The following is an 18,139-nucleotide window of genomic DNA, read 5'->3' as shown; positions in this document are numbered from 1 at the left end:
AGCGGCGAAAAGCGGCAAGGCAATGCCCGAGCGTGGTTTCCACAGCGGAAGTTAATCGAACGGGGGATCATCGGACGCTCACCTAGCCATCGCTCTCGTCCGTTTTTGCGGTTGTGCAGATGCGGCATTCTTTGATAGCAGAAGCAACGTTTTTGGATCGCCCTGCCCGCGGGCGCAAGGAAAAGAGTGACATGCCAAACCTTCTTCTCGAACTTCGCTCCGAAGAGATTCCGGCCCGCATGCAGCGCAAGGCTGCGGGCGATCTGAAGAAGCTCGTCACCGATGCGCTCGTCGAAGCGGGTCTGTCCTATGAGGGCGCGCGCGAATACTGGACGCCGCGGCGGCTGGCGCTCGACATCCACGGCCTGACGGCGCGTTCGGCCGATGTGCGCGAGGAGCGCAAGGGGCCGCGCACCGACGCCAACGAGAAGGCGATCGAGGGTTTTCTGCGCGGCGCCGGCCTGTCGTCGATCTCCGAGGCCCAGGTGGTGAGCGATCCAAAGAAGGGCGATTTCTACGTCGCGGTCATTTCCAAGCCCGGCCGCGCGACGGAAGAGATCGTCGCCGAGGTAATGCCCGGCATCATCCGCGATTTCCCCTGGCCGAAATCAATGCGCTGGGGCAAGGCCTCCTCCAAACCCGGCGCCTTGCGCTGGGTGCGGCCGCTGCAGTCGATCGTCTGCACCTTCGGCCCCGAACACGAGGAGACGGTCGTCATCCCCTTCGAGATCGACGGCATCATCGCCTCCAACATCACCTACGGCCATCGCTTCCATGCACCCGAGGCGATCACCGTGCGCCGGTTCGACGATTATGCGGCGAGCCTGGAAAAGGCCAAGGTCATCCTCGACGCCGAGCGGCGCAAGGACATCATCCTGCATGACGCGCGCGACATCGCTTTCGCCAACGGGCTGGAGCTGGTGGAAGACGAAGGCCTGCTGGAGGAAGTCTCCGGCCTCGTCGAATGGCCGCAGGTGCTGATGGGCAGCTTCGAGGAGGATTATCTCTCGATCCCCTCGGAGATCATCCGCCTGACGATCAAGACCAACCAGAAGTGCTTCGTCACCCGCAAACAGGGTGAAGAGACGCTTTCGAACAGGTTCATCCTGATCTCCAACATCCAGGCGCATGACGGCGGCAAGGAAATCGTCCACGGCAATGGCAAGGTGGTGTGGGCCAGGCTTTCGGACGCGCTGCATTTCTGGAAGCGCGACCAGGGCGACATGCCCGACCTCGAGACGCTCGCAGCTTCGGCGGCAAAGTTCGGCCTCGAGCTGAAGAAGCCGCTCGATCAGCGCATGGCCAAGCTTGACGCGCTCGACGTGACGTTTCACGCCAAGCTCGGCACGCAGGGCGCCCGTGTGGCCCGCATCCGGGCGCTGGCTGGGGAATTAGCTGGTATCACCGGCGCGGATGCGGCGCTCACCGATCGCGCCGCCGTGCTCGCCAAGGCGGATCTGCGCACCGAAGCCGTCGGCGAATTTCCGGAGCTGCAGGGCCTGATGGGCCGCAAATATGCGGCGTTGCAGGGCGAAAACGCCTCCGTCGCCGCGGCGATCGAGGACCATTACAAGCCGCAAGGCCCCTCGGATCGCGTGCCGGAAGACAAGGTTGCGATCACGCTGGCGCTTGCCGACAAGCTCGACACGCTGACCGGCTTCTGGGGGGTCGACGAGAGGCCGACGGGTTCGAAAGACCCGTTTGCGCTGCGGCGTGCCGCCCTCGGCGTCGTCCGCATCCTGCTCGAGCGGCGGATCCGCCTGCCGCTTTTGGCGACAACCAAGGACGGCGATCTGCTCTCCTTCTTCCATGATCGCCTCAAGGTCTATCTGCGCGATCAGGGCGCCCGCCACGATCTGATCGACGCCGTGCTGACGCCTGAAGCCGACGACCTGTTGATGGTGGCGCGCCGCGTCGAGGCGCTGACGGCCTTCATCACCTCTGAAGACGGCAAGAACCTGCTTGCCGGCACCAAGCGCGCCACCCAACTGCTCGCCGCCGAAGAAAAGAAGGGCACTGTGATCGCCGACGGCGTTTCTGCAGCGCTCTTCAAGCTCGATGCCGAGAAGGAGCTGTTTGCCGCCATATCGAGCGCCTCGAAGGATGCGGCGAACGCCGTCGCCGGAGAGGATTTCCGCTCGGCGATGGAAGCGCTTTCCAAGCTGCGCGGCCCGGTCGACCGCTTCTTCGAAGACGTGCTCGTCAACGACGAGGACGCCGCCGTCCGCGCCAATCGCCTCGCTCTGCTGCGGTTGATCCGCGAGGCGACGGGAACGGTGGCAGATTTCTCGAAGATTTCGGGGTGAGCGGTTTTGGGCTGGGTTCTCTTCCCATGCTAACGCAAATGCTGTGCTTGCCGCATGGATCCTCGGGTCAAGCCCGAGGATGACGGAGTGGGGAGTGAGCACTGCGGCAGTTGCAGCGCCGCAGAAGCATATAATCAGCGACTTCGGACCACTGCCAGCTCAGCGGCAGACGTCCCGCTTCTTTCCAACGGTGTCCCACCCCTCCGTCATGCTCGGGCTTGACCCGGGCATCCATGCCAAGCACTCTGCTTGCGTGGTTTATTTGGCCGGTCACGGTAAATCACTCTAGCATCACCGTCCCCGTGGGATTACTCAGACAGCCATGCAGAGCAAGATCCTCGTCAGCGCCTGCCTCATGGGGCACGCCGTCCGTTATGACGGGCGGGCGAAGCCTTTGCTTCACCCGGCGATCGAAACGTGGCGGGCCGAGGGGCGGCTGGTGACGATCTGTCCGGAGATGTCGGCGGGCATGCAGGTGCCGCGGCCGCCGGCGGAGATCGCGGATGGGGCGACCGGCGAAGAGGTTCTGGCCGGCGGGGCGCGGGTCGTCGAGCTGACGGGTGGCGATGTGACAGCAGAGTTTCTGCAGGCGGCGGAGAATGCCGTGGCGCTCGCACGGCAAACCGGCTGCCGCTATGCGCTGCTCATCGACGGCAGTCCCTCTTGTGGGTCAGGGTTCATCTATGACGGCAGTTTTTCCGGACGCCGGCAGGCCGGCACCGGCGTGACCGCGGCGGCGCTGAAAGCGGCTGGGGTCGAAGTGTTTTCCGATAGCGAAATCGACCAGTTGCTCGACCGTCTGACACCACCAGCCTAAAACGGCACGGCCGCCGGAAAACCGACGGCCGCTAAGGCTTTGGTGATGAAAAATCCAGGTTGCCCGCGCGCCGTTCAGGCAGCGCGACGACCTTGATGCCTGGCCGGGGCGGCGCTGTTGCCGCTGACCCGGAAGCCGCGAATGAGGTTGATCAGCTCGTCGGTGTCGCTGGCGAGCGTTTCGGCCGACGCCGTGGTCTCCTCGGCCATGGCGGCGTTCTGCTGGGTGGCGGCGTCGAGCTGGTTCACCGACGAGGAGATCGAGCGCAGCGTCGTGTCCTGTTCGGACGCGCTGTGGGCGATCTTGGCAACGATGTCGTTGGCGGCCTTGATCTGGTCGGAGATGCGCTTCAGCGCCTCGCCTGCCTCGCCGACCAGACGGACGCCCTGGTCGACCTGGCTGGAGGAGCGGGCGATCTGGTCCTTGATCTCCTTGGCCGCCGCCGCGGAACGCTGGGCGAGTTCACGCACTTCCTGGGCGACGACCGCGAAACCCTTGCCGGATTCGCCTGCGCGAGCAGCTTCCACGCCGGCATTCAGCGCCAAGAGATTGGTCTGGAAGGCGATCTCGTCGATAACGCCGATGATCTTGGTAATCTCCGACGACGATTTCTCGATGCCGCTCATCGCCTCGATCGCCTGCGTGACGATCGCATCGCTATGGTTGGCTTCAGTGCTGACCGAGTGGACGCGCTTGCTCGCCTCATGGGCGCCATCGGCCGTCTGACGGACGGCAACGGTGAGTTCGTCGAGCGCGGCCGAGGTTTCCTCCAGGCTTGCCGCCTGACGCTCGGTGCGCTGCGACAGCTCGTTCGAGGCGCGGCGGATCTCTTCCTTGCTCGTGCCGATGTCGGTGCCCTTGGCGCTGACCCTGGCCATGGCGGCTTCGAGATGCGACAGCGCATCATTGAAGTTGTCGCGTAGCGCGGCATATTTCTGGCCGAGATCGGCGCAGCGGACGGTGAGATCGCCGCGGGCGATCAGCTCCAGCGCCTGGCCGATCGTCGTCACCACGCTTGCCTGGAGCGCCGCCTCGTCCTGTTGCTGGCGCAGGTTGTTTTCGCGCTCGCTTTCCAGCGCCAGCTGCTGGGCTGCCTCGCGATCGGACATCTGATGGCGTTCCCGGATCTTTTCCTGCAGCGACAGGGTCGCCTTTGCCATCATGCCGACCTCATTGTTCATGCCGGTATGCGGAATGGCGATGGAGACATCCTCTTCGGAGACCGCCTTCAGGGCGGCATGGACATTGTTGAGAGGCCCCGATATGCCGCGGATGACGGCGTAAGCGGCCGCCATGGCAAGGAAGAAGAGGACGATGCTGCCGGAGAGTGCGGTCAGGATCGTGCTGTTAACCTGGGCATCGAGATCGTCCATATAGACGCCGGTGACGACGACGACCTTCCAGGGGTCGAAGGCCTGGCCATAGGCCGTCTTGCGGTAGTCGCCGGCAGGATGGCCCGGCTTGCTGGTGGAATAGAATTCGACAAGACCGCCGCCCTGTTGGCCGAGCTTGACCAGCTCTTCGCGATAGAGCTTGCCCTTGCTGTCCGGCTGCGCCCTCAGATTCTGTCCGACCTTCGCGGCATCGTAGTGGAACAGCATCTGGACGTCATAGCTATAGCCGAAGAAATAGCCGTCCGGATCGTATTTCATGCCGTTGACGGTGGTATAGGCCTGCTTTTGGGCATCCTCGAGCGTCATTTCGCCCGATGTGACCTTGGCCTGATAAAGCTTGAGAACCGAGACCGCCGACTGAACCTCGGCGCGGAGCATGTCGTAACGCTCCTTGTAAATAGCATCGACCGAGGAGCGGATCTGCAGCGAGGTGGCGATGGCAAAAGCCGCCATCAGGCCGACGACCAGCAGGATGAGCTGCTTCGATATCTTTAAATTTTTCATGAGTCCTCGCGAAGGCGACTGGGGGAATACATTCCGGCGCGGTCTTCTACCGCCTGTGCGAGCGCATCCAGGAGGACGCGTCTACCGCTGCTAAACAACATGCTGCGACCGGCGAGTAAGAATTGAAGCTCACTCAATAAGAAAGCTTTAATTTTATTCAAACTACGCAAAATTTCCCTAAAAATCAGGGGGCAACATTACCGCACAATCCGCAATTTTCTGCCGAGGGTAGAACGTCACGCGTTGTCGACGTTCCGGAGAGCCTCAAAGCAGGAATGCACCCCCGCTTCTCGTCGAGGGTGCATTCGCTCCACCGCGGTGGAGCCCCGAGCGACCAAAACCTTGATCGGGCAGGGGCAGGGAACGTTCGGCGCGGCTGAGCTTGCCATGGAAGCGGGGCCGTTTGCGCCTTGGGATTTTTTAGAATCGCAGCTTGAATTCGGAAACGTCGAGGGCCGCGGGCTGCTCAGCCATGCCGGCGGCAATCGGCCTGGCATCGCCACCGATGACGGCCGCGGTCGTTGCGTTCATGTCGATACCGTGGTCGGGCTGGACCGAAGGCTCGGCGGCAGCCAGGGCTTCCGGCGTTGCCTTGCTGACGAAGACGACGGGCGAGCCGCCCATCCAGGCTTCGGTGCGATAGATCTTCCTTTCGCCACCGACGTCGCGGACTTCGGTTGCCTGGAGGACGCCGGGTTTCAGTTCCGGCACCGTATAGTCCTTGCGGCTCTCTTCGGCCTGCAGCGGCGGGCAAGCGGCGCAGCTTTCCGTGACGATGCTGCCTTCGGCAGGCGCCGGCGTTTTGCCGATCACCTCAATCGAGGAGGCCATCGCCGAACCTGCCATCAGCAGGATTGCCGCACCGAGGAAAATCTGACGCATCAACGCAACTCCGTCTCACTACGGCAGCGGTATAACGCAGCTTTGTTTCCATCCCGTCAGGGGAAAGGGTAAAATTTGAAGGAACGCGGCGGTTTATACTTTGCCGGAGGCTTTTTCGCGCTCGATCGCACGCCAGCCGATGTCGCGCCGGCAGAAGCCGTTCTCCCATCGAACCCTATCCAGCAGGGAGTAGGCGCGGTCCTTCGCCTCGGCCACGGTGCCGCCTGAAGCTGTGACGTTCAGCACGCGGCCGCCGGTTGCGACCAAAAGGCCGTCCTTCATGCCCGTGCCGGCATGAAACACCTTCTCGCCCTCGCCTGCCTCCGGCAGCCATTGGATCGGCGTGTTCTTCTCGTAGGCGCCGGGATAGCCTTTCGAAGCCATGACCACCGTCAGCGCCGGATCGTCGCTCCATTCGGCGCTCACCTGATCGAGCGTGCCATTGGCGGTTGCAAGCAGCAGCGGCAGCAGATCGCTCTTCAGCCGCATCATCAGCACCTGGCATTCCGGATCGCCGAAGCGGACATTGTATTCGATGAGCTCCGGCCCCTTCTCGGTGATCATCAGTCCGGCGAAGAAAACGCCGGAAAAGGGATGGCCGCTTTCGGCCATGCCGCGGATCGTCGGCTCGATGATCTCCTTCATCGTGCGCTCGACCATCTCGGCCGTCATGACAGGCGCCGGCGAATAGGCGCCCATCCCGCCGGTATTGACGCCGGTATCGCCCTCGCCCACCCGCTTGTGATCCTGGGCGGTCGCCAGCGGCAGCGCATGTTTTCCATCGCAGAGACAGAAGAAGCTCGCTTCCTCGCCATCGAGATAGGCTTCGACGACGACTTCGGCGCCAGCGGCACCAAAAGCACCCTCGAAGCAGTCGTCGACGGCATCGAGCGCCTCGTCGAGCGTCATCGCAACGGTCACACCCTTGCCGGCGGCCAGCCCGTCGGCCTTGACGACGATCGGCGCGCCCTGGGAGCGAATATAGGCTTTGGCTTTCGGCGCGTTGTTGAAGCGCTGATAGGCGCCTGTGGGAATGCCGTAGCGGGCGCAGATATCCTTGGTGAAGCCCTTGGAGCCTTCGAGCTGGGCAGCGGCGGCAGAGGGGCCGAAGACTGCCAGGCCATCGGCGCGCAGCCGGTCGGCGAGACCGGCGACGAGCGGCGCCTCGGGGCCGACCACGACGAACTCGATCGCCTTTTCCCGGCAGAAGGCAGCCACAGCTTCTTGATCCTCGATATCGACTGGCACGAGGACGGCGTGTTCGCCGATGCCGGGATTGCCGGGGGCGGCGTAGAATTCGTCCATCAACGGCGATTGCGCCAGCTTCCAGGCGAGCGCGTGCTCGCGTCCGCCCGATCCGATCAACAGAACCTTCATGCGCGACCCCTTTCCTGTTCCGTCAGGCGGTTAAGGGCCAAGGGCCGAAAGGTCAAGCGGGAAAGCTCACCAGCCCCCGCCTCCCCCGCCTCCGCCACCGCCGCCGGAGGAGCCGCCGCCGGAAAAACCGGAGGACGAACTCGAGGGCGGTCGTGAGGGTATCGTCGAAGCGATGGTCGAGGCCATCGACGAGGAGAAACCGCCGACGCTGTCGGAGAAGCTGTCGCTATCGAAATCGCCGGAGTACCAGGAGGGGTCGTAGGCCGCGGCCGCGCCGGCGGCCGCGGCCGCAAGCCAGGTCTCGAAGGTGCGCGACCAGGGCTTTTCGACTCCCAAAGCCACGGCGTAGGGAAGCAGCGTCTCGAAATGCTGCGGCGACATTTCAGGGGCGCCCGCCATGTTCATGCGGTCCTTTTCGGCAAGCGTCAAATATTGCCGCAGGCCGTCAATGCCGTCCATCATCCTGGCGCCGAGCGGTGTCGGCGCGCCCATAATGAAGAAATAGAGGATGTTAAGCAGCACAATGCCGCCGATCGCAAAGAGCGCCGGAGTCTCGTGCAGCTCCACAAGCGACGAGGCAAAGGCCAATACGCTGAGCAGAAGGATGCCAAGCCCGACGAAAACAATAATTGATGTGACCACGAGTGCGACAATCCTGCCGAACAACGACCTGCCGCGATAAAGCGGCCGGGTGAACCTGGCGACGAAGACGGCAATGAAGGCCGCGATGCCGACCGGCATCAGCATCATCACGACCGTATCGGGCTCGAGCGACCCGACAATGAACGGCGCCGTCAGGAAGACGGCACTGAGCGCGAGGCCGCCAATGGTGTAGCCGATGTTGGAATTGTAATATTTGCCGCGGTGTTCCTTCTCGATCGCCGAGCGGAAGGCTTGACCCACCGATTTCACATGCTCGCCATTGGCTTTGTCGATCGTCAGCGTCCTGCCAGCGGCGCCGGCGGCCTTCAGGAGCTCGGTCTCGCCGGCCTGCAATTTTTGCCTGTCGAGCGGCCTGCCGGTGCCGCGAATGGTGATCGAGTTCTTGAGATCTTCGAGCTTGACGTAACCGCGGACGGCCAGATCGAGGGCGGTTGCGGCAAGCGCGGTCCAGCCCCCGCCGGAGAAGCCCTTGTTGTCGATATAGTTGACCAAAGCCGGCGAGATGCCCTCCGGCGCATCCCAGCGCGGCACGACGACGCCGCGGGCGGGGTCGCGGCCGACCTTCAGCCAAGACCTCGCATAATAGGCGAAAACCAGGATCAAGCCGCCGAAGCCGATGAAATAATCGCGGTTATCCTTGAGCCACCATGCGCTCTCAAAATCCTTGCTCGGTGGATCGATCGACCCTTTCGGCATGCGGATCGCGAAAGTCAGGCCGTCACTGGGGTGGAGCGGTGCGGTGGTGGAAAAGACGAGACCGGCTGCGGTTTGGCTGACGCGGGCATTCTTTTCCGTCGCGCCCTTCGGGCCGGTGAAAAAGGTCGTCCCCGTGGCAGCGACACCCGGCGGCAGCTTCACCGTTGCGGTGACCGAGCGGATCGGGAAGAGCCAGCCATTGCCGGTGACATTCCAGTAGAGTTCGTCATGATCGTCGAAATAGCGGATCTGGCGGTTGGTCCTGTAGGTGAAGACGTAGCGATGACGGCCCGGCGCCACCGTCACCTCGGCGGAGCCCGCATAGATGCGGATGCCGCCCGATATCCGTTCCGTGTGCCAGGGCTCGTCCGTGCCATCACGTTTCACCGAGACGATATCGAAATCGACGCTGCGGCGACGGCCGCCGGCATCGGTGAAATAAAGCGGGAAGTCCCGGAAGATGCCGTGCTTGATCCGATCGCGCTCGGCATTGACAACGACGGTTTCCGTCACCGTCATCGCACCGCTCTTTTCGAGCGCAATGTCGGAGACGAAACTGTCGATCAGCTCGGTGGCGAAGGCCGCCGGGGCGGCCACCAACAAGAGCAGCGCCAAGCAAAAACCGTAAAACCGACGCCCCATCCCTGTCTCCCCGCCGGCAGCCTCGACTGCACTTCCCGTCAATCCTTGTCGCGATATGTCACGCCGAGTGCGGCGAGCGTCCGCCAGTAAGCGGGGAAGGTCTTGCCGACGCAATCGGGATCGAGAATCGTGATGCCATCGATCCTGAGGCCGGCGAGCGCGAAGCTCATGGCGATGCGGTGATCGGCAAAGGTGTCGATCTCGGTCGGCAGCGTCTGACCGGCGAGAGCAGGATCGGAATAGACGATCAGATCGTCGCCCTCCTCGACTGCCAGGCCTTCGCGGATATTGTTGAGCCCCGTCGACAGGGCACGGATGCGGTCGCATTCCTTGACACGCAGATTGGCAATCCCGACGAAGCGGACCGGCGTCTCGTTGAAGGCGGCAAGCACGGCGATCGTCGGAACGGCATCCTGCATCTGCGAGCCGTCGATTTCAGCCGGCAGGTGCGGAAACTTGGCGATCGTCTCGTACGCCTTGGCATCCGGCTGGGTGAACGCATCGTTCGGCACGCCGAGATCGATCTTGCCATCGCTCAGCACTTCGGCGGCCCAAAGATAGGTCGCGGCGGACGCATCCGGCTCGATGACGAAGTCGGCGGCGTGGTAGCCGGTCGGCTCGACGCGCCAGGTGACGGGACTGGTCTTTTCGACCTTGGCGCCGAAGGCCTTCATCGCCGCCGTAGTGAGATCGATATAGCCGAGCGCGCCGATATCCTCGCCGACGAGTTCGATGTCAACAGGACGGTCGCCGCCGGCCGCCATCATCAGCAGCGCCGAAACATATTGGCTGGACAGCCCGCCATCGATCAGGATCCGGTCGGCCTCAAAGCGGCCGGTGCCCCTGACGGTGACCGGCGGGCAGCCGGTCTCGGCGCTCACATCGATGCCGAGCGCGCGCATCGCCTCGACCAGCGGGCCGATCGGCCGCTTGCGCATATGCTCGTCGCCATCGACGACGACTGTGCCGTCGACGAGAGCCGCAGCCGCCGTCAGGAAGCGCGTGGCCGTGCCGGCATTGCCGAGGAAGAGCGGCGCTTTCGGCGGCATGAGCCTGCCGCTGCCGGTGACGACGAAGGTGGTGTCGTCGGGTTCGTCGATCTCAACACCCATGGCGCGCAGCGCATCGGCCATATAACGCGTATCGTCACTCTTCAGCGCGCCCGTCAGCCGGCTTGTGCCCTTGGCAAGGCCGGCGAGCAGCAGGGCGCGATTGGTGATCGACTTGGAGCCCGGCGGCATGGCCCGGCCCGAAAGCGGCTTGCCCGGCGGGATGATCGTGAGTTTGGCTGTGCGTGTCATGCTATGTCTTCCGTCCATGAGCGAGGCTGAAAAGGCGTCGCCATCTGCCCTTGCTCTTAATCGTTTTCTCGCAAAGGCAAAATGCCGGATCGTCAGAATTTGACACTGGGAACGGCGCGATCGGCCTCGTTGGTGATTTCGAAGTATTCCCGCTTGGCAAAACCGAACTGGCCGGCGACGAGATTGGAGGGGAAGCTCTCGACCTTGACGTTCAGGTCGCGGGCCGCGCCGTTATAATAACGCCGCGACATCTGCAGCTCGCCTTCCATGGTTTCCAGCGAAGTCTGCAGTTCGGAGAAATTCTGATTGGCCTTGAGATCGGGATAGGCCTCGGCGAGCGCGATGACCCGGCCGAGCGCCTGGCCGAGCAACCCTTCCGCCTGCGCCCTGCCGGCGACATCGCCCGCGGGCACGGCCTGCGCCTTGTTGCGGAGGGCAACCACCTCCTCGAGCGTCGACTTCTCATGGGCGGCATAACCCTTGACGGTCTCGATCAGGTTCGGGATCAGATCGGCGCGGCGCTTCAACTGCACATCGATGCCCGACCAGGCTTCCTCAGCCATCTGCCGGGAGCGTACCAGGTCATTATAGATGAAGACGATGTAAAGCAGGATAACAACGGCAACAGCCAGTATTACATACATGCAGATGGGCTCCCCGATTCGATGATCGCACGTTAGTGATTCAGCGGGGGAAAGTCATCTTGGCGCGGTTGTCTTCTACCGAATTCAAACAGACTTCGCTATCGCCGCCCCCTAAGAACTACTCCGCCAATCCGGAGCATAGGTCTCCATCTTTTCGCTCTCTCGCCATAGATTGAAGCGCTCGGTCCAGCGTTGCTCGACATCAAGTGCAACGGCGAACGGCAGATAATGCTCGTAGCATTCAACCGACATTACCGGGCCATCTATCTCGCCACGGAAGTAGCGCTCCAAGATGAGCATGTTGCTGCGCATCTGCCGCTGCTTCGGCGTGGGCCTGCGCGACGTCGCCAAAACCGCAATAATGCCGGCAATGTGCAGCAAGATCGCCATCAGATATGGCCACTGTTCGCTGATCACCTCAGTCGTGCCTATATAGACAAGTGCAACAATCGCCAGCCCAGGAAAAGTCACAAAGAAGGTAAAAGCCTGCCTAGCGTCCGTTTGGCCAGAAAGTCGTTCTGGATGGAGGAACGCCATCACAGCAATGAGAGATAGAAGCAAAATGCCGCAGATGGCCGTTGAAAGGAGCAGGAGGCCCGAGAACCAGGCAAGGACAATGCCCATGACCAGAATGGAGAAAATCGCCACCGAACTCCATCGGTCTTTGCCTCTGAACTTCAGGTATTCCCCAGCGACAGCTTTATGCAATTCATCTCTCGAAGCCCGGCGGGCAAGTACAACCCTACGCCGATCGCCGGCCGGGCGCTGCCCTTCGATATGGCCGAACACCAAGCGCGTCGCAGCCGGAAGAGCATACCATCTGGAACGACCCGGCTTGCCCTTTTTACGCTCTTGCTTTGGGAATAAGCTCGAAGCCTCCGCATCCTCATCCAGGCTGGAAATGCGAAGCATTCGCTTTACTGCAAGTTGGCAGACAGACGCCATGAAGGCCGCTTTTGCCGCATCCTTCTTCCAATTCCGGAACAGATAGGCTGCCAGAGCCGGGGATATGTTTTTAGTCATTTTGATGTCGACCGCTATCAACGATGCGGGCGATCGCCACCCCTGCCATCTAAAGAGGACAAACAAACCGGCGATGAGCGGTCCCAGAATGCTGATGAATGGGAGAAAATGATCGGAAAGCCACCACTCTACCCGCTTGCCGCTCGTGATAGTTACAAAGGTCCCTGCGGGATATTCGATCTCGATGTCAGGTAGGGCACGGTCCCCTTTGCCTGCTGGAATAGACACCAAGATCTCATTCGGTGCGCTCCGCATGATGTCATAGGCAGCCTCTCGATCCTGTTGCGAAGGCCGTATGGTTCCGCCCGGCGGTAGCTTCAGAGTAAGCGTTTTTTTGGCAGCCTGGCCGTGCACGCGGCCCATATAGGCCGGTAGGAAGAGAACCTCGCGGTCTCCTTCCTGACGAACCAGGCGTCCGAGCCAGTAAGCGATCTGGATCTTTGTGAGACCGGTGGGCAGATTTGCAGAGCAGTCTTTGCAATGCTCCTCTCCGATGTAGATCGCGTAGCCCGGCACGTTATTTTCCCGGGAATAATATTCGTCGCGCCCGTCACGCCGGGCTGCAGCCAATTCGAAATCCCGCCAGTGAACACCCCCTGACGCATCTGTGAAACGTTGCGGGATATCAACGTAAACGCCGCCGTAATTTACCGACTGTTTTACCGCTATGTCGAAGAACTCCGACACAAAGGCGGTGCCGTCGGTGTAGATTTCGACCGTACTGTTCGCCGACCGGACGGTGAACTCTCGGTCGAAATTGCTGCATGACGTCAGGACGACCATCATGGCGCATAAGATGGGCGTTGCTAAAAGGCGCAACGTCCTGGAGGAACTCTCATACAAAAGTTTAAAGCAAAGAAAATCGCTCTTCAAAAGAGATACCGAAGCCATACCTGATCGTAACACCCACGAGACAATGTGGGCTCGGTTTGCGCAATACAAAAGAAGCGTAGCGCCGGAAGCGACCGAAATTTTTCGAGACGGCTTTTACGCCGCCTCGCCCGTGAGATTGACGCCGCCGGCGTCGGTCAGCAGGAAGGCTTCGCCGCAGGCCTTGGCGAGCGTGCGCACCCGAAGGATATAACTCTGGCGCTCGGTCACCGAGATGACGCCGCGGGCGTCGAGCAGGTTGAAGACGTGGCTGGCCTTGATGCACTGGTCATAGGCCGGGAAGACGCATTTGTGCAGGCGCTGATTGTCGCTTTGGCCCGGCGCGCCGGCATCGAGCAGCGCCCGGCATTCCTTCTCGGCATCGACGAAATGGCGATGCAGCATTTCGGTATTGGCGAATTCGAAATTGTGACGCGAATATTCCTGCTCGGCCTGCAGGAAGACATCGCCATAGCTGATCTTCTCGTCGCCCTCGCGGCCGTTGAAATTGAGGTCGTAGACATTGTCGACGCCCTGGACATACATGGCGAGGCGTTCGAGACCATAGGTCAGTTCGCCTGCTACAGGCGCGCACTCAATACCGCAGACCTGCTGGAAGTAGGTGAACTGCGAGACTTCCATGCCGTCGCACCAGCATTCCCAGCCGAGGCCCCAGGCGCCGAGCGTTGGGCTTTCCCAGTCGTCCTCGACGAAGCGGATATCGTGCAGCAGCGGGTCGAGGCCGATCGCCGCCAGCGAGCCGAGATAGAGCTCCTGCAGATTGGGCGGGTTCGGCTTCAGGATGACCTGATACTGGTAATAATGCTGCAGCCGGTTCGGGTTTTCGCCATAGCGGCCGTCCGACGGGCGGCGGGAGGGCTGAACATAGGCCGCTTTCCAGGGCTTGGGGCCGAGGGCACGCAGCGTCGTTGCCGGGTGGAAGGTGCCGGCGCCGACTTCCATGTCGTAAGGCTGCAGCACCGCGCAACCCTTGTCCGCCCAGTAGCTATGCAGGGTCAGGATCAGCGCCTGGAAGGAGCGCTTCGGGTTCATATGGTCGGGGAGAGCTGACATGGGACGGCACCGCTGGCTTGGGAATTATCGGCGCGACAGGTGCCATGGAGGGCGACAGGGGTCAAGGGTTTTACGGCGTCGGCCGTCGACGTCGGTATGGAAGCGGAATCTAGCTGCCCGACCATGACCTTGTGATTGGGTGGGCCCAGCCCACCTAAGCTTGCGCGGCGGAGCGGCAGCCGCATGAGGCAGATCCAGGCTGCTGCGCCTATTCTTCCTCCCGCTTCAGCCGGTATTCCCCGGTCACCGGGTCCTTGACCAGTGTGCCGACCGCGCCGGTCTGGCGCTCCTTTTCGGCGCGGCGCGACTTTTCTGCCAGCCTGCGCGCATCGGAGACGAAGCGGCGGTAGAGCCACCAAGCGGAAAAGACCAGGATCAGGATCGTGATAAGCTGTGCCATGCCCCTCTCTTGCTCCTCTCAAAGCCCGAAACGGCTCCACAATGCTCTCTCTTCGGCCGCTTCGACAAGCCCCGTTGCGAGTCCCGATGCGGCGCCCTCGAGCGTGACGGGCGCTATACCGGGAATGCGGCGGCCGAACAGGCCGCGGCCGGCGGTGACGAGTTCCAGCCGGGTCTTTTGCCCGTAGCGTCGCTTCAATTCCTGCCGCATGTCGCCGAGGCCGTCGATAAGGCCGAGCTCGAGGCCGCGCGTGCCGCTCCAGAACAGGCCGGAAAAGACCGTCGCATCGTCCGTCAGCTTGCCGGCGCGGCGCTCGCGCACCATTGCGATGAAGACTTGGTGGATTTCGAGCTGCAGGCTCTTGAGGTACTCGATGTCCTTTTCCTTTTCCGGCTGGAAAGGATCGAGGATCACCTTGTTTTCACCAGCCGTATAGACGCGGCGCTCGACGCCGATCTTCTTGAGGAGCTCGGGAAAGCCGAAACCGCCGGAGACGACGCCGATCGAGCCGACGATCGAGGTGGCGTCGGCGATGATCTCGTCGCCGGCAAGCGCGATCATATAGCCGCCGGAAGCGGCGACGTCCTCGACGAAAACAAGCACCTTCTTCTGCTTTTCGCGGGCGAGCTCACGAATGCGGGTGAAGATCAGGCGGGATTGGACGGGCGAGCCGCCCGGCGAATTGATGGAGATGGCGACCGCCGGCGCCTCCTTCATGGCGAAAGCCTTTTCCAGGACCGGGGCGATATTGGCGAGATTTAGGGTCGGCCGGAACTGGCCGCCGCCGCTGATGATCGCGCCCTGCAACCTTACGACAGGGATGGAAAGACCATCCTTGCGGAACCGTTTCGGCAGCAGCCTTCTCAACAATCCGGCCATTTTTCATCCTTCGCTTTCGGTTCGCACGATCGTCATTTGGCGATCGCATCCATGTATGCGCTGGAACGACAAACGCAATGGCCGCGTTCCTGAAAAACATCGGATTGATTTTCTTGTTGCGAATGACTTGCATTATCATTCTAATTCGTCATAGTGCGCTCCGGTTAAACAGGTGGAAATGGCATGGACGCCCTTAATCCCAATGCAAAAGGCGGCTGGCGGCACGAACGCGGAGAGGCGTCGCTGTCGGATGTCTACCGCTCGGTCGGAACGGGGCGGCCGAGCTCGATGTGGCGCCGGGCGGCGGCCTTTGCCGGGCCGGGCTATATGGTCGCCGTCGGCTACATGGATCCGGGCAATTGGGCGACCTCGCTCGCCGGCGGCTCCAAGTTCGGTTATGCGCTGCTCACCGTCGCGCTGCTTTCCAACCTGATGGCGATCGTGCTGCAATCGCTCTGCGCGCGGCTTGCGATCGCCTCCGGCCGCGACCTGGCGCAGGCCTGCCGCGATGCCTTTCCGAAATATGTCTCGGTGCCGCTTTGGGCCTTTGCCGAGATCGCCATCATTGCCACCGACATCGCCGAGGTGATCGGCACGGCGATCGGCCTCAACCTGCTGTTCGGCATTCCGCTGGAACTCGGCGTGCTGATCACCGCGCTTGACGTCTTCCTGATCCTCTTCCTGCAGAAGCTCGGTTTCCGCTGGGTGGAAGCCTTCATCATCGCGCTGCTCGGCGTCATCGCGCTCTGCTTCGGCGTGCAGATCTTTCTTGCCGATCCGCAATGGGGCGCGGTTATAAAAGGCTTCTTCCCGACGACCGAGATCGTCACCAATCCGGAGATGCTCTATCTGGCGCTCGGCATTCTCGGCGCGACCGTCATGCCGCACAATCTCTATCTTCATTCCGGCATCGTGCAAACGCGGGCCTACGGCCATACGGTGCCCGAAAAGAAGGAAGCACTGACCTTTGCAACGATCGACTCGACCGTCGCGCTCTGCTTTGCGCTGCTGATCAACGCCGCGATCCTGATCCTTGCGGCCGCCGCCTTCAATGCGCACGGCAGGACCGATGTCGTCGAGCTTGGCAATGCCTATTCACTGCTTTCGCCGCTGCTCGGTCTGGCGATTGCGCCGACGCTCTTCGGCATCGCGCTTCTCTGCTGCGGCCTCAACTCGACGGTGACGGCAACCCTTGCCGGCCAGATCGTCATGGAAGGCTTTCTCAAGATACGGCTGAAGCCGTGGGTGCGCCGGCTGATCACCCGCGCCATCGCCATCGTGCCGGCGGCGATCGTCACCATCTGGTACGGCGACCAAGGCACGGCCGAGCTTTTGATCCTCACGCAGGTCGTGCTCAGCCTGCAGCTTTCCTTCGCCGTCTTCCCGCTCGTCATGTTCACCGCGAGCAAAGCAAAGATGGGCGAGCTCGTGGCGCCGCGCTGGCTGAGCGGCATCGCCTATGTGATCGCAGTCGTCATTGCCGGGCTGAACATCAAGCTGCTGCTCGACTTCGTCGCCGGCTGAAGCAATTGCGGGAACCGTGTAGACGGTTTTTCGTCCGAAATTGCGTTGAACACAACCAGGCTAAAGCCTCGGATAGGCCGCTCGGCCATTGTTGAAATCATCGACGAGAGGGGAGAACTTGTGGCTCCCCTCTTCGTGCATGATGAGGGCCGCGCGCAGCGATAGCCGCGCCCGCGAGCCCTTGATCGCAGTCACCAGGATGCGCACCGCATTTTCGCCTGGGCGCGGATGGATGGCTGTGATCTCGATGCCGCCGAAGCGCCGGCCGCAGGCATCGATGATCTCGGCGATCGATTCGGGCCTCGCGATCATCGACAATTGGCCACCCGGGATCATGATGGCGCCGGCCGTGCGGATCCAGCGCTCGAACAGGCCGTCGGTCATCGCATGGGCTTCGGCCTTCAGCGCATCCGGCGTGCGCCGGTCGCCGGCATCGTTGAAAGGCGGGTTCATGATGACGTGGTGGAAGCTCTCATCGATGAGGCCGGCATCGTTGCGGGCCTTGGCGGTCAGCGCCACATCCGCCTCGATAACGCCGACGCGGGCGGCGAGATGGGCATTTTCAGGCAACAGAATGCTGCGGCGGGCGTAATCGGCCATCTCGGCAGAGCGCTCGAAGAGCACCACTTGCGCCTTTGCAAGGCGCGAGGCGACGGCCAGGCCGGCAGCACCCGCGCCGGCGCCGAGATCGGCAACCCTGATCGCGCGAGCGTCGGCGACGAGGGCGGCCAGCAGCATCGCATCCATGCCGGCGCGGTGGCCCCTGCCCTTCGGCTGCACCAGATGGAAGGCGCCGCGATGGAAGGCATCGATGGTTTCAGCGGGTCCGCCGGTCATCGCCCGCTCACGTCCTGTCACGCAATTCATCGCCGAGACCGGCATCGATCAGGATGCGGCGCGCCTGATCGGCCATCTCCTCATCCACCAGCAGACGGCGCTGCAGCATCCCGAGCGAGCCTTCCAGCACGCTCATGCCCTGATCGGCGATGAAGCAGTGAATTCCCGCATCCTTCATCAGGCTTTCGGCATAGGAGAGCAGAACGGGATCGTTGGCGCGGATAAGTTCATGCATTTGCCGTCGTTTTCCTTTTCAATTTCGCCCAGCGCGACAATTCACCCCTTGCCGCGTCCATCGCCCCTTTC

15 protein-coding genes are annotated in these 18,139 nt (G+C 62.2%); 3 read left to right on the top strand and 12 right to left on the bottom strand.

Features of this window, described 5'->3' with window-relative positions:
- Window positions 1-191 precede the first annotated feature (191 nt).
- Window positions 192-2,306 carry a glycine--tRNA ligase subunit beta gene (gene glyS / locus GA0061105_RS18435; protein WP_092752027.1) on the top strand — a complete coding sequence of 705 codons (2,115 nt, stop codon included), beginning with the start codon at window positions 192-194 and terminating at the stop codon, window positions 2,304-2,306.
- 322 nt (window positions 2,307-2,628) lie between these two features.
- Window positions 2,629-3,123 (top strand): 2-thiouracil desulfurase family protein, encoded by a 495-nt coding sequence (locus GA0061105_RS18430; protein WP_092752025.1) that lies wholly within the window; start codon window positions 2,629-2,631, stop codon window positions 3,121-3,123.
- A gap of 74 nt (window positions 3,124-3,197) precedes the next feature.
- Here GA0061105_RS18430 and GA0061105_RS18425 read toward each other — a convergent pair whose 3' ends face one another.
- The 10 genes from GA0061105_RS18425 to GA0061105_RS18380 form a co-directional block, all read right to left on the bottom strand.
- The gene (locus GA0061105_RS18425) at window positions 3,198-5,021 is read right to left on the bottom strand and encodes a methyl-accepting chemotaxis protein (protein WP_092752023.1); all 1,824 of its coding nucleotides are present in this window, start codon (window positions 5,019-5,021) and stop codon (window positions 3,198-3,200) included.
- 420 nt (window positions 5,022-5,441) lie between these two features.
- Window positions 5,442-5,903 (bottom strand): plant virulence effector HPE1-like domain-containing protein, encoded by a 462-nt coding sequence (locus tag GA0061105_RS18420; RefSeq protein ID WP_064694022.1) that lies wholly within the window; start codon window positions 5,901-5,903, stop codon window positions 5,442-5,444.
- A 93-nt stretch (window positions 5,904-5,996) separates the two neighbouring features.
- A complete protein-coding gene (gene purD / locus GA0061105_RS18415) occupies window positions 5,997-7,280 on the bottom strand; it encodes a phosphoribosylamine--glycine ligase (RefSeq protein ID WP_092752022.1) in 1,284 nt (427 codons plus the stop codon).
- A 66-nt stretch (window positions 7,281-7,346) separates the two neighbouring features.
- Complete coding sequence (locus GA0061105_RS18410) at window positions 7,347-9,281, bottom strand: DUF2207 domain-containing protein (RefSeq protein WP_092752020.1); 1,935 nt, start codon at window positions 9,279-9,281, stop codon at window positions 7,347-7,349.
- A gap of 38 nt (window positions 9,282-9,319) precedes the next feature.
- Window positions 9,320-10,582: a 3-phosphoshikimate 1-carboxyvinyltransferase gene (gene aroA, locus GA0061105_RS18405; protein WP_092752019.1), complete on the bottom strand. Its 1,263-nt coding sequence runs from the start codon at window positions 10,580-10,582 to the stop codon at window positions 9,320-9,322.
- A 92-nt stretch (window positions 10,583-10,674) separates the two neighbouring features.
- Entirely contained in the window at window positions 10,675-11,226 is a 552-nt protein-coding gene (locus tag GA0061105_RS18400) for a LemA family protein (RefSeq protein WP_092752017.1), read from the bottom strand.
- Window positions 11,227-11,337: 111 nt separating this feature from the next.
- Window positions 11,338-13,140 carry a DUF2207 family protein gene (locus GA0061105_RS18395; RefSeq protein WP_092752015.1) on the bottom strand — a complete coding sequence of 601 codons (1,803 nt, stop codon included), beginning with the start codon at window positions 13,138-13,140 and terminating at the stop codon, window positions 11,338-11,340.
- Between the two features lie 96 nt (window positions 13,141-13,236).
- Window positions 13,237-14,193 (bottom strand): glycine--tRNA ligase subunit alpha, encoded by a 957-nt coding sequence (locus tag GA0061105_RS18390; RefSeq protein WP_092752014.1) that lies wholly within the window; start codon window positions 14,191-14,193, stop codon window positions 13,237-13,239.
- A gap of 208 nt (window positions 14,194-14,401) precedes the next feature.
- Window positions 14,402-14,593: a hypothetical protein gene (locus GA0061105_RS18385; RefSeq protein ID WP_064694015.1), complete on the bottom strand. Its 192-nt coding sequence runs from the start codon at window positions 14,591-14,593 to the stop codon at window positions 14,402-14,404.
- Between the two features lie 18 nt (window positions 14,594-14,611).
- Window positions 14,612-15,472: a S49 family peptidase gene (locus GA0061105_RS18380; RefSeq protein WP_092752012.1), complete on the bottom strand. Its 861-nt coding sequence runs from the start codon at window positions 15,470-15,472 to the stop codon at window positions 14,612-14,614.
- A 183-nt stretch (window positions 15,473-15,655) separates the two neighbouring features.
- Here GA0061105_RS18380 and GA0061105_RS18375 point away from each other — a divergent pair, with 183 nt between their 5' ends.
- Window positions 15,656-16,996 carry an Nramp family divalent metal transporter gene (locus GA0061105_RS18375; protein WP_092752010.1) on the top strand — a complete coding sequence of 447 codons (1,341 nt, stop codon included), beginning with the start codon at window positions 15,656-15,658 and terminating at the stop codon, window positions 16,994-16,996.
- A 60-nt stretch (window positions 16,997-17,056) separates the two neighbouring features.
- On the opposite strand, the gene GA0061105_RS18370 is transcribed toward GA0061105_RS18375, so the two are convergent.
- A complete protein-coding gene (locus GA0061105_RS18370; protein ID WP_064694012.1) occupies window positions 17,057-17,833 on the bottom strand; it encodes a tRNA1(Val) (adenine(37)-N6)-methyltransferase in 777 nt (258 codons plus the stop codon).
- Window positions 17,834-17,840: 7 nt separating this feature from the next.
- A complete protein-coding gene (locus tag GA0061105_RS18365) occupies window positions 17,841-18,068 on the bottom strand; it encodes a putative signal transducing protein (RefSeq protein WP_064694011.1) in 228 nt (75 codons plus the stop codon).
- Window positions 18,069-18,139: the final 71 nt, after the last annotated feature.

Origin of the sequence: Rhizobium aethiopicum (assembly GCF_900094625.1) — a bacterium.
In the GTDB taxonomy this organism is placed as follows: domain Bacteria; phylum Pseudomonadota; class Alphaproteobacteria; order Rhizobiales; family Rhizobiaceae; genus Rhizobium; species Rhizobium aethiopicum.
This window is presented reverse-complemented; position numbering and strand designations above follow the sequence as displayed.

Bases quoted from the DNA above. Each gene is read 5' to 3' on its own strand.
- GA0061105_RS18365 (WP_064694011.1), bottom strand. From the start codon at position 18,068: ATGCATGAACTTATCCGCGCCAACGATCCCGTTCTGCTCTCCTATGCC.
- GA0061105_RS18420 (WP_064694022.1), bottom strand. From the start codon at position 5,903: ATGCGTCAGATTTTCCTCGGTGCGGCAATCCTGCTGATGGCAGGTTCG.
- glyS (WP_092752027.1), top strand. From the start codon at position 192: ATGCCAAACCTTCTTCTCGAACTTCGCTCCGAAGAGATTCCGGCCCGC.
- GA0061105_RS18380 (WP_092752012.1), bottom strand. From the start codon at position 15,472: ATGGCCGGATTGTTGAGAAGGCTGCTGCCGAAACGGTTCCGCAAGGAT.
- GA0061105_RS18370 (WP_064694012.1), bottom strand. From the start codon at position 17,833: ATGACCGGCGGACCCGCTGAAACCATCGATGCCTTCCATCGCGGCGCC.
- GA0061105_RS18425 (WP_092752023.1), bottom strand. From the start codon at position 5,021: ATGAAAAATTTAAAGATATCGAAGCAGCTCATCCTGCTGGTCGTCGGC.
- aroA (WP_092752019.1), bottom strand. From the start codon at position 10,582: ATGACACGCACAGCCAAACTCACGATCATCCCGCCGGGCAAGCCGCTT.
- GA0061105_RS18375 (WP_092752010.1), top strand. From the start codon at position 15,656: ATGGACGCCCTTAATCCCAATGCAAAAGGCGGCTGGCGGCACGAACGC.
- GA0061105_RS18430 (WP_092752025.1), top strand. From the start codon at position 2,629: ATGCAGAGCAAGATCCTCGTCAGCGCCTGCCTCATGGGGCACGCCGTC.
- GA0061105_RS18400 (WP_092752017.1), bottom strand. From the start codon at position 11,226: ATGTATGTAATACTGGCTGTTGCCGTTGTTATCCTGCTTTACATCGTC.
- purD (WP_092752022.1), bottom strand. From the start codon at position 7,280: ATGAAGGTTCTGTTGATCGGATCGGGCGGACGCGAGCACGCGCTCGCC.
- GA0061105_RS18410 (WP_092752020.1), bottom strand. From the start codon at position 9,281: ATGGGGCGTCGGTTTTACGGTTTTTGCTTGGCGCTGCTCTTGTTGGTG.
- GA0061105_RS18390 (WP_092752014.1), bottom strand. From the start codon at position 14,193: ATGTCAGCTCTCCCCGACCATATGAACCCGAAGCGCTCCTTCCAGGCG.
- GA0061105_RS18385 (WP_064694015.1), bottom strand. From the start codon at position 14,593: ATGGCACAGCTTATCACGATCCTGATCCTGGTCTTTTCCGCTTGGTGG.
- GA0061105_RS18395 (WP_092752015.1), bottom strand. From the start codon at position 13,140: ATGGCTTCGGTATCTCTTTTGAAGAGCGATTTTCTTTGCTTTAAACTT.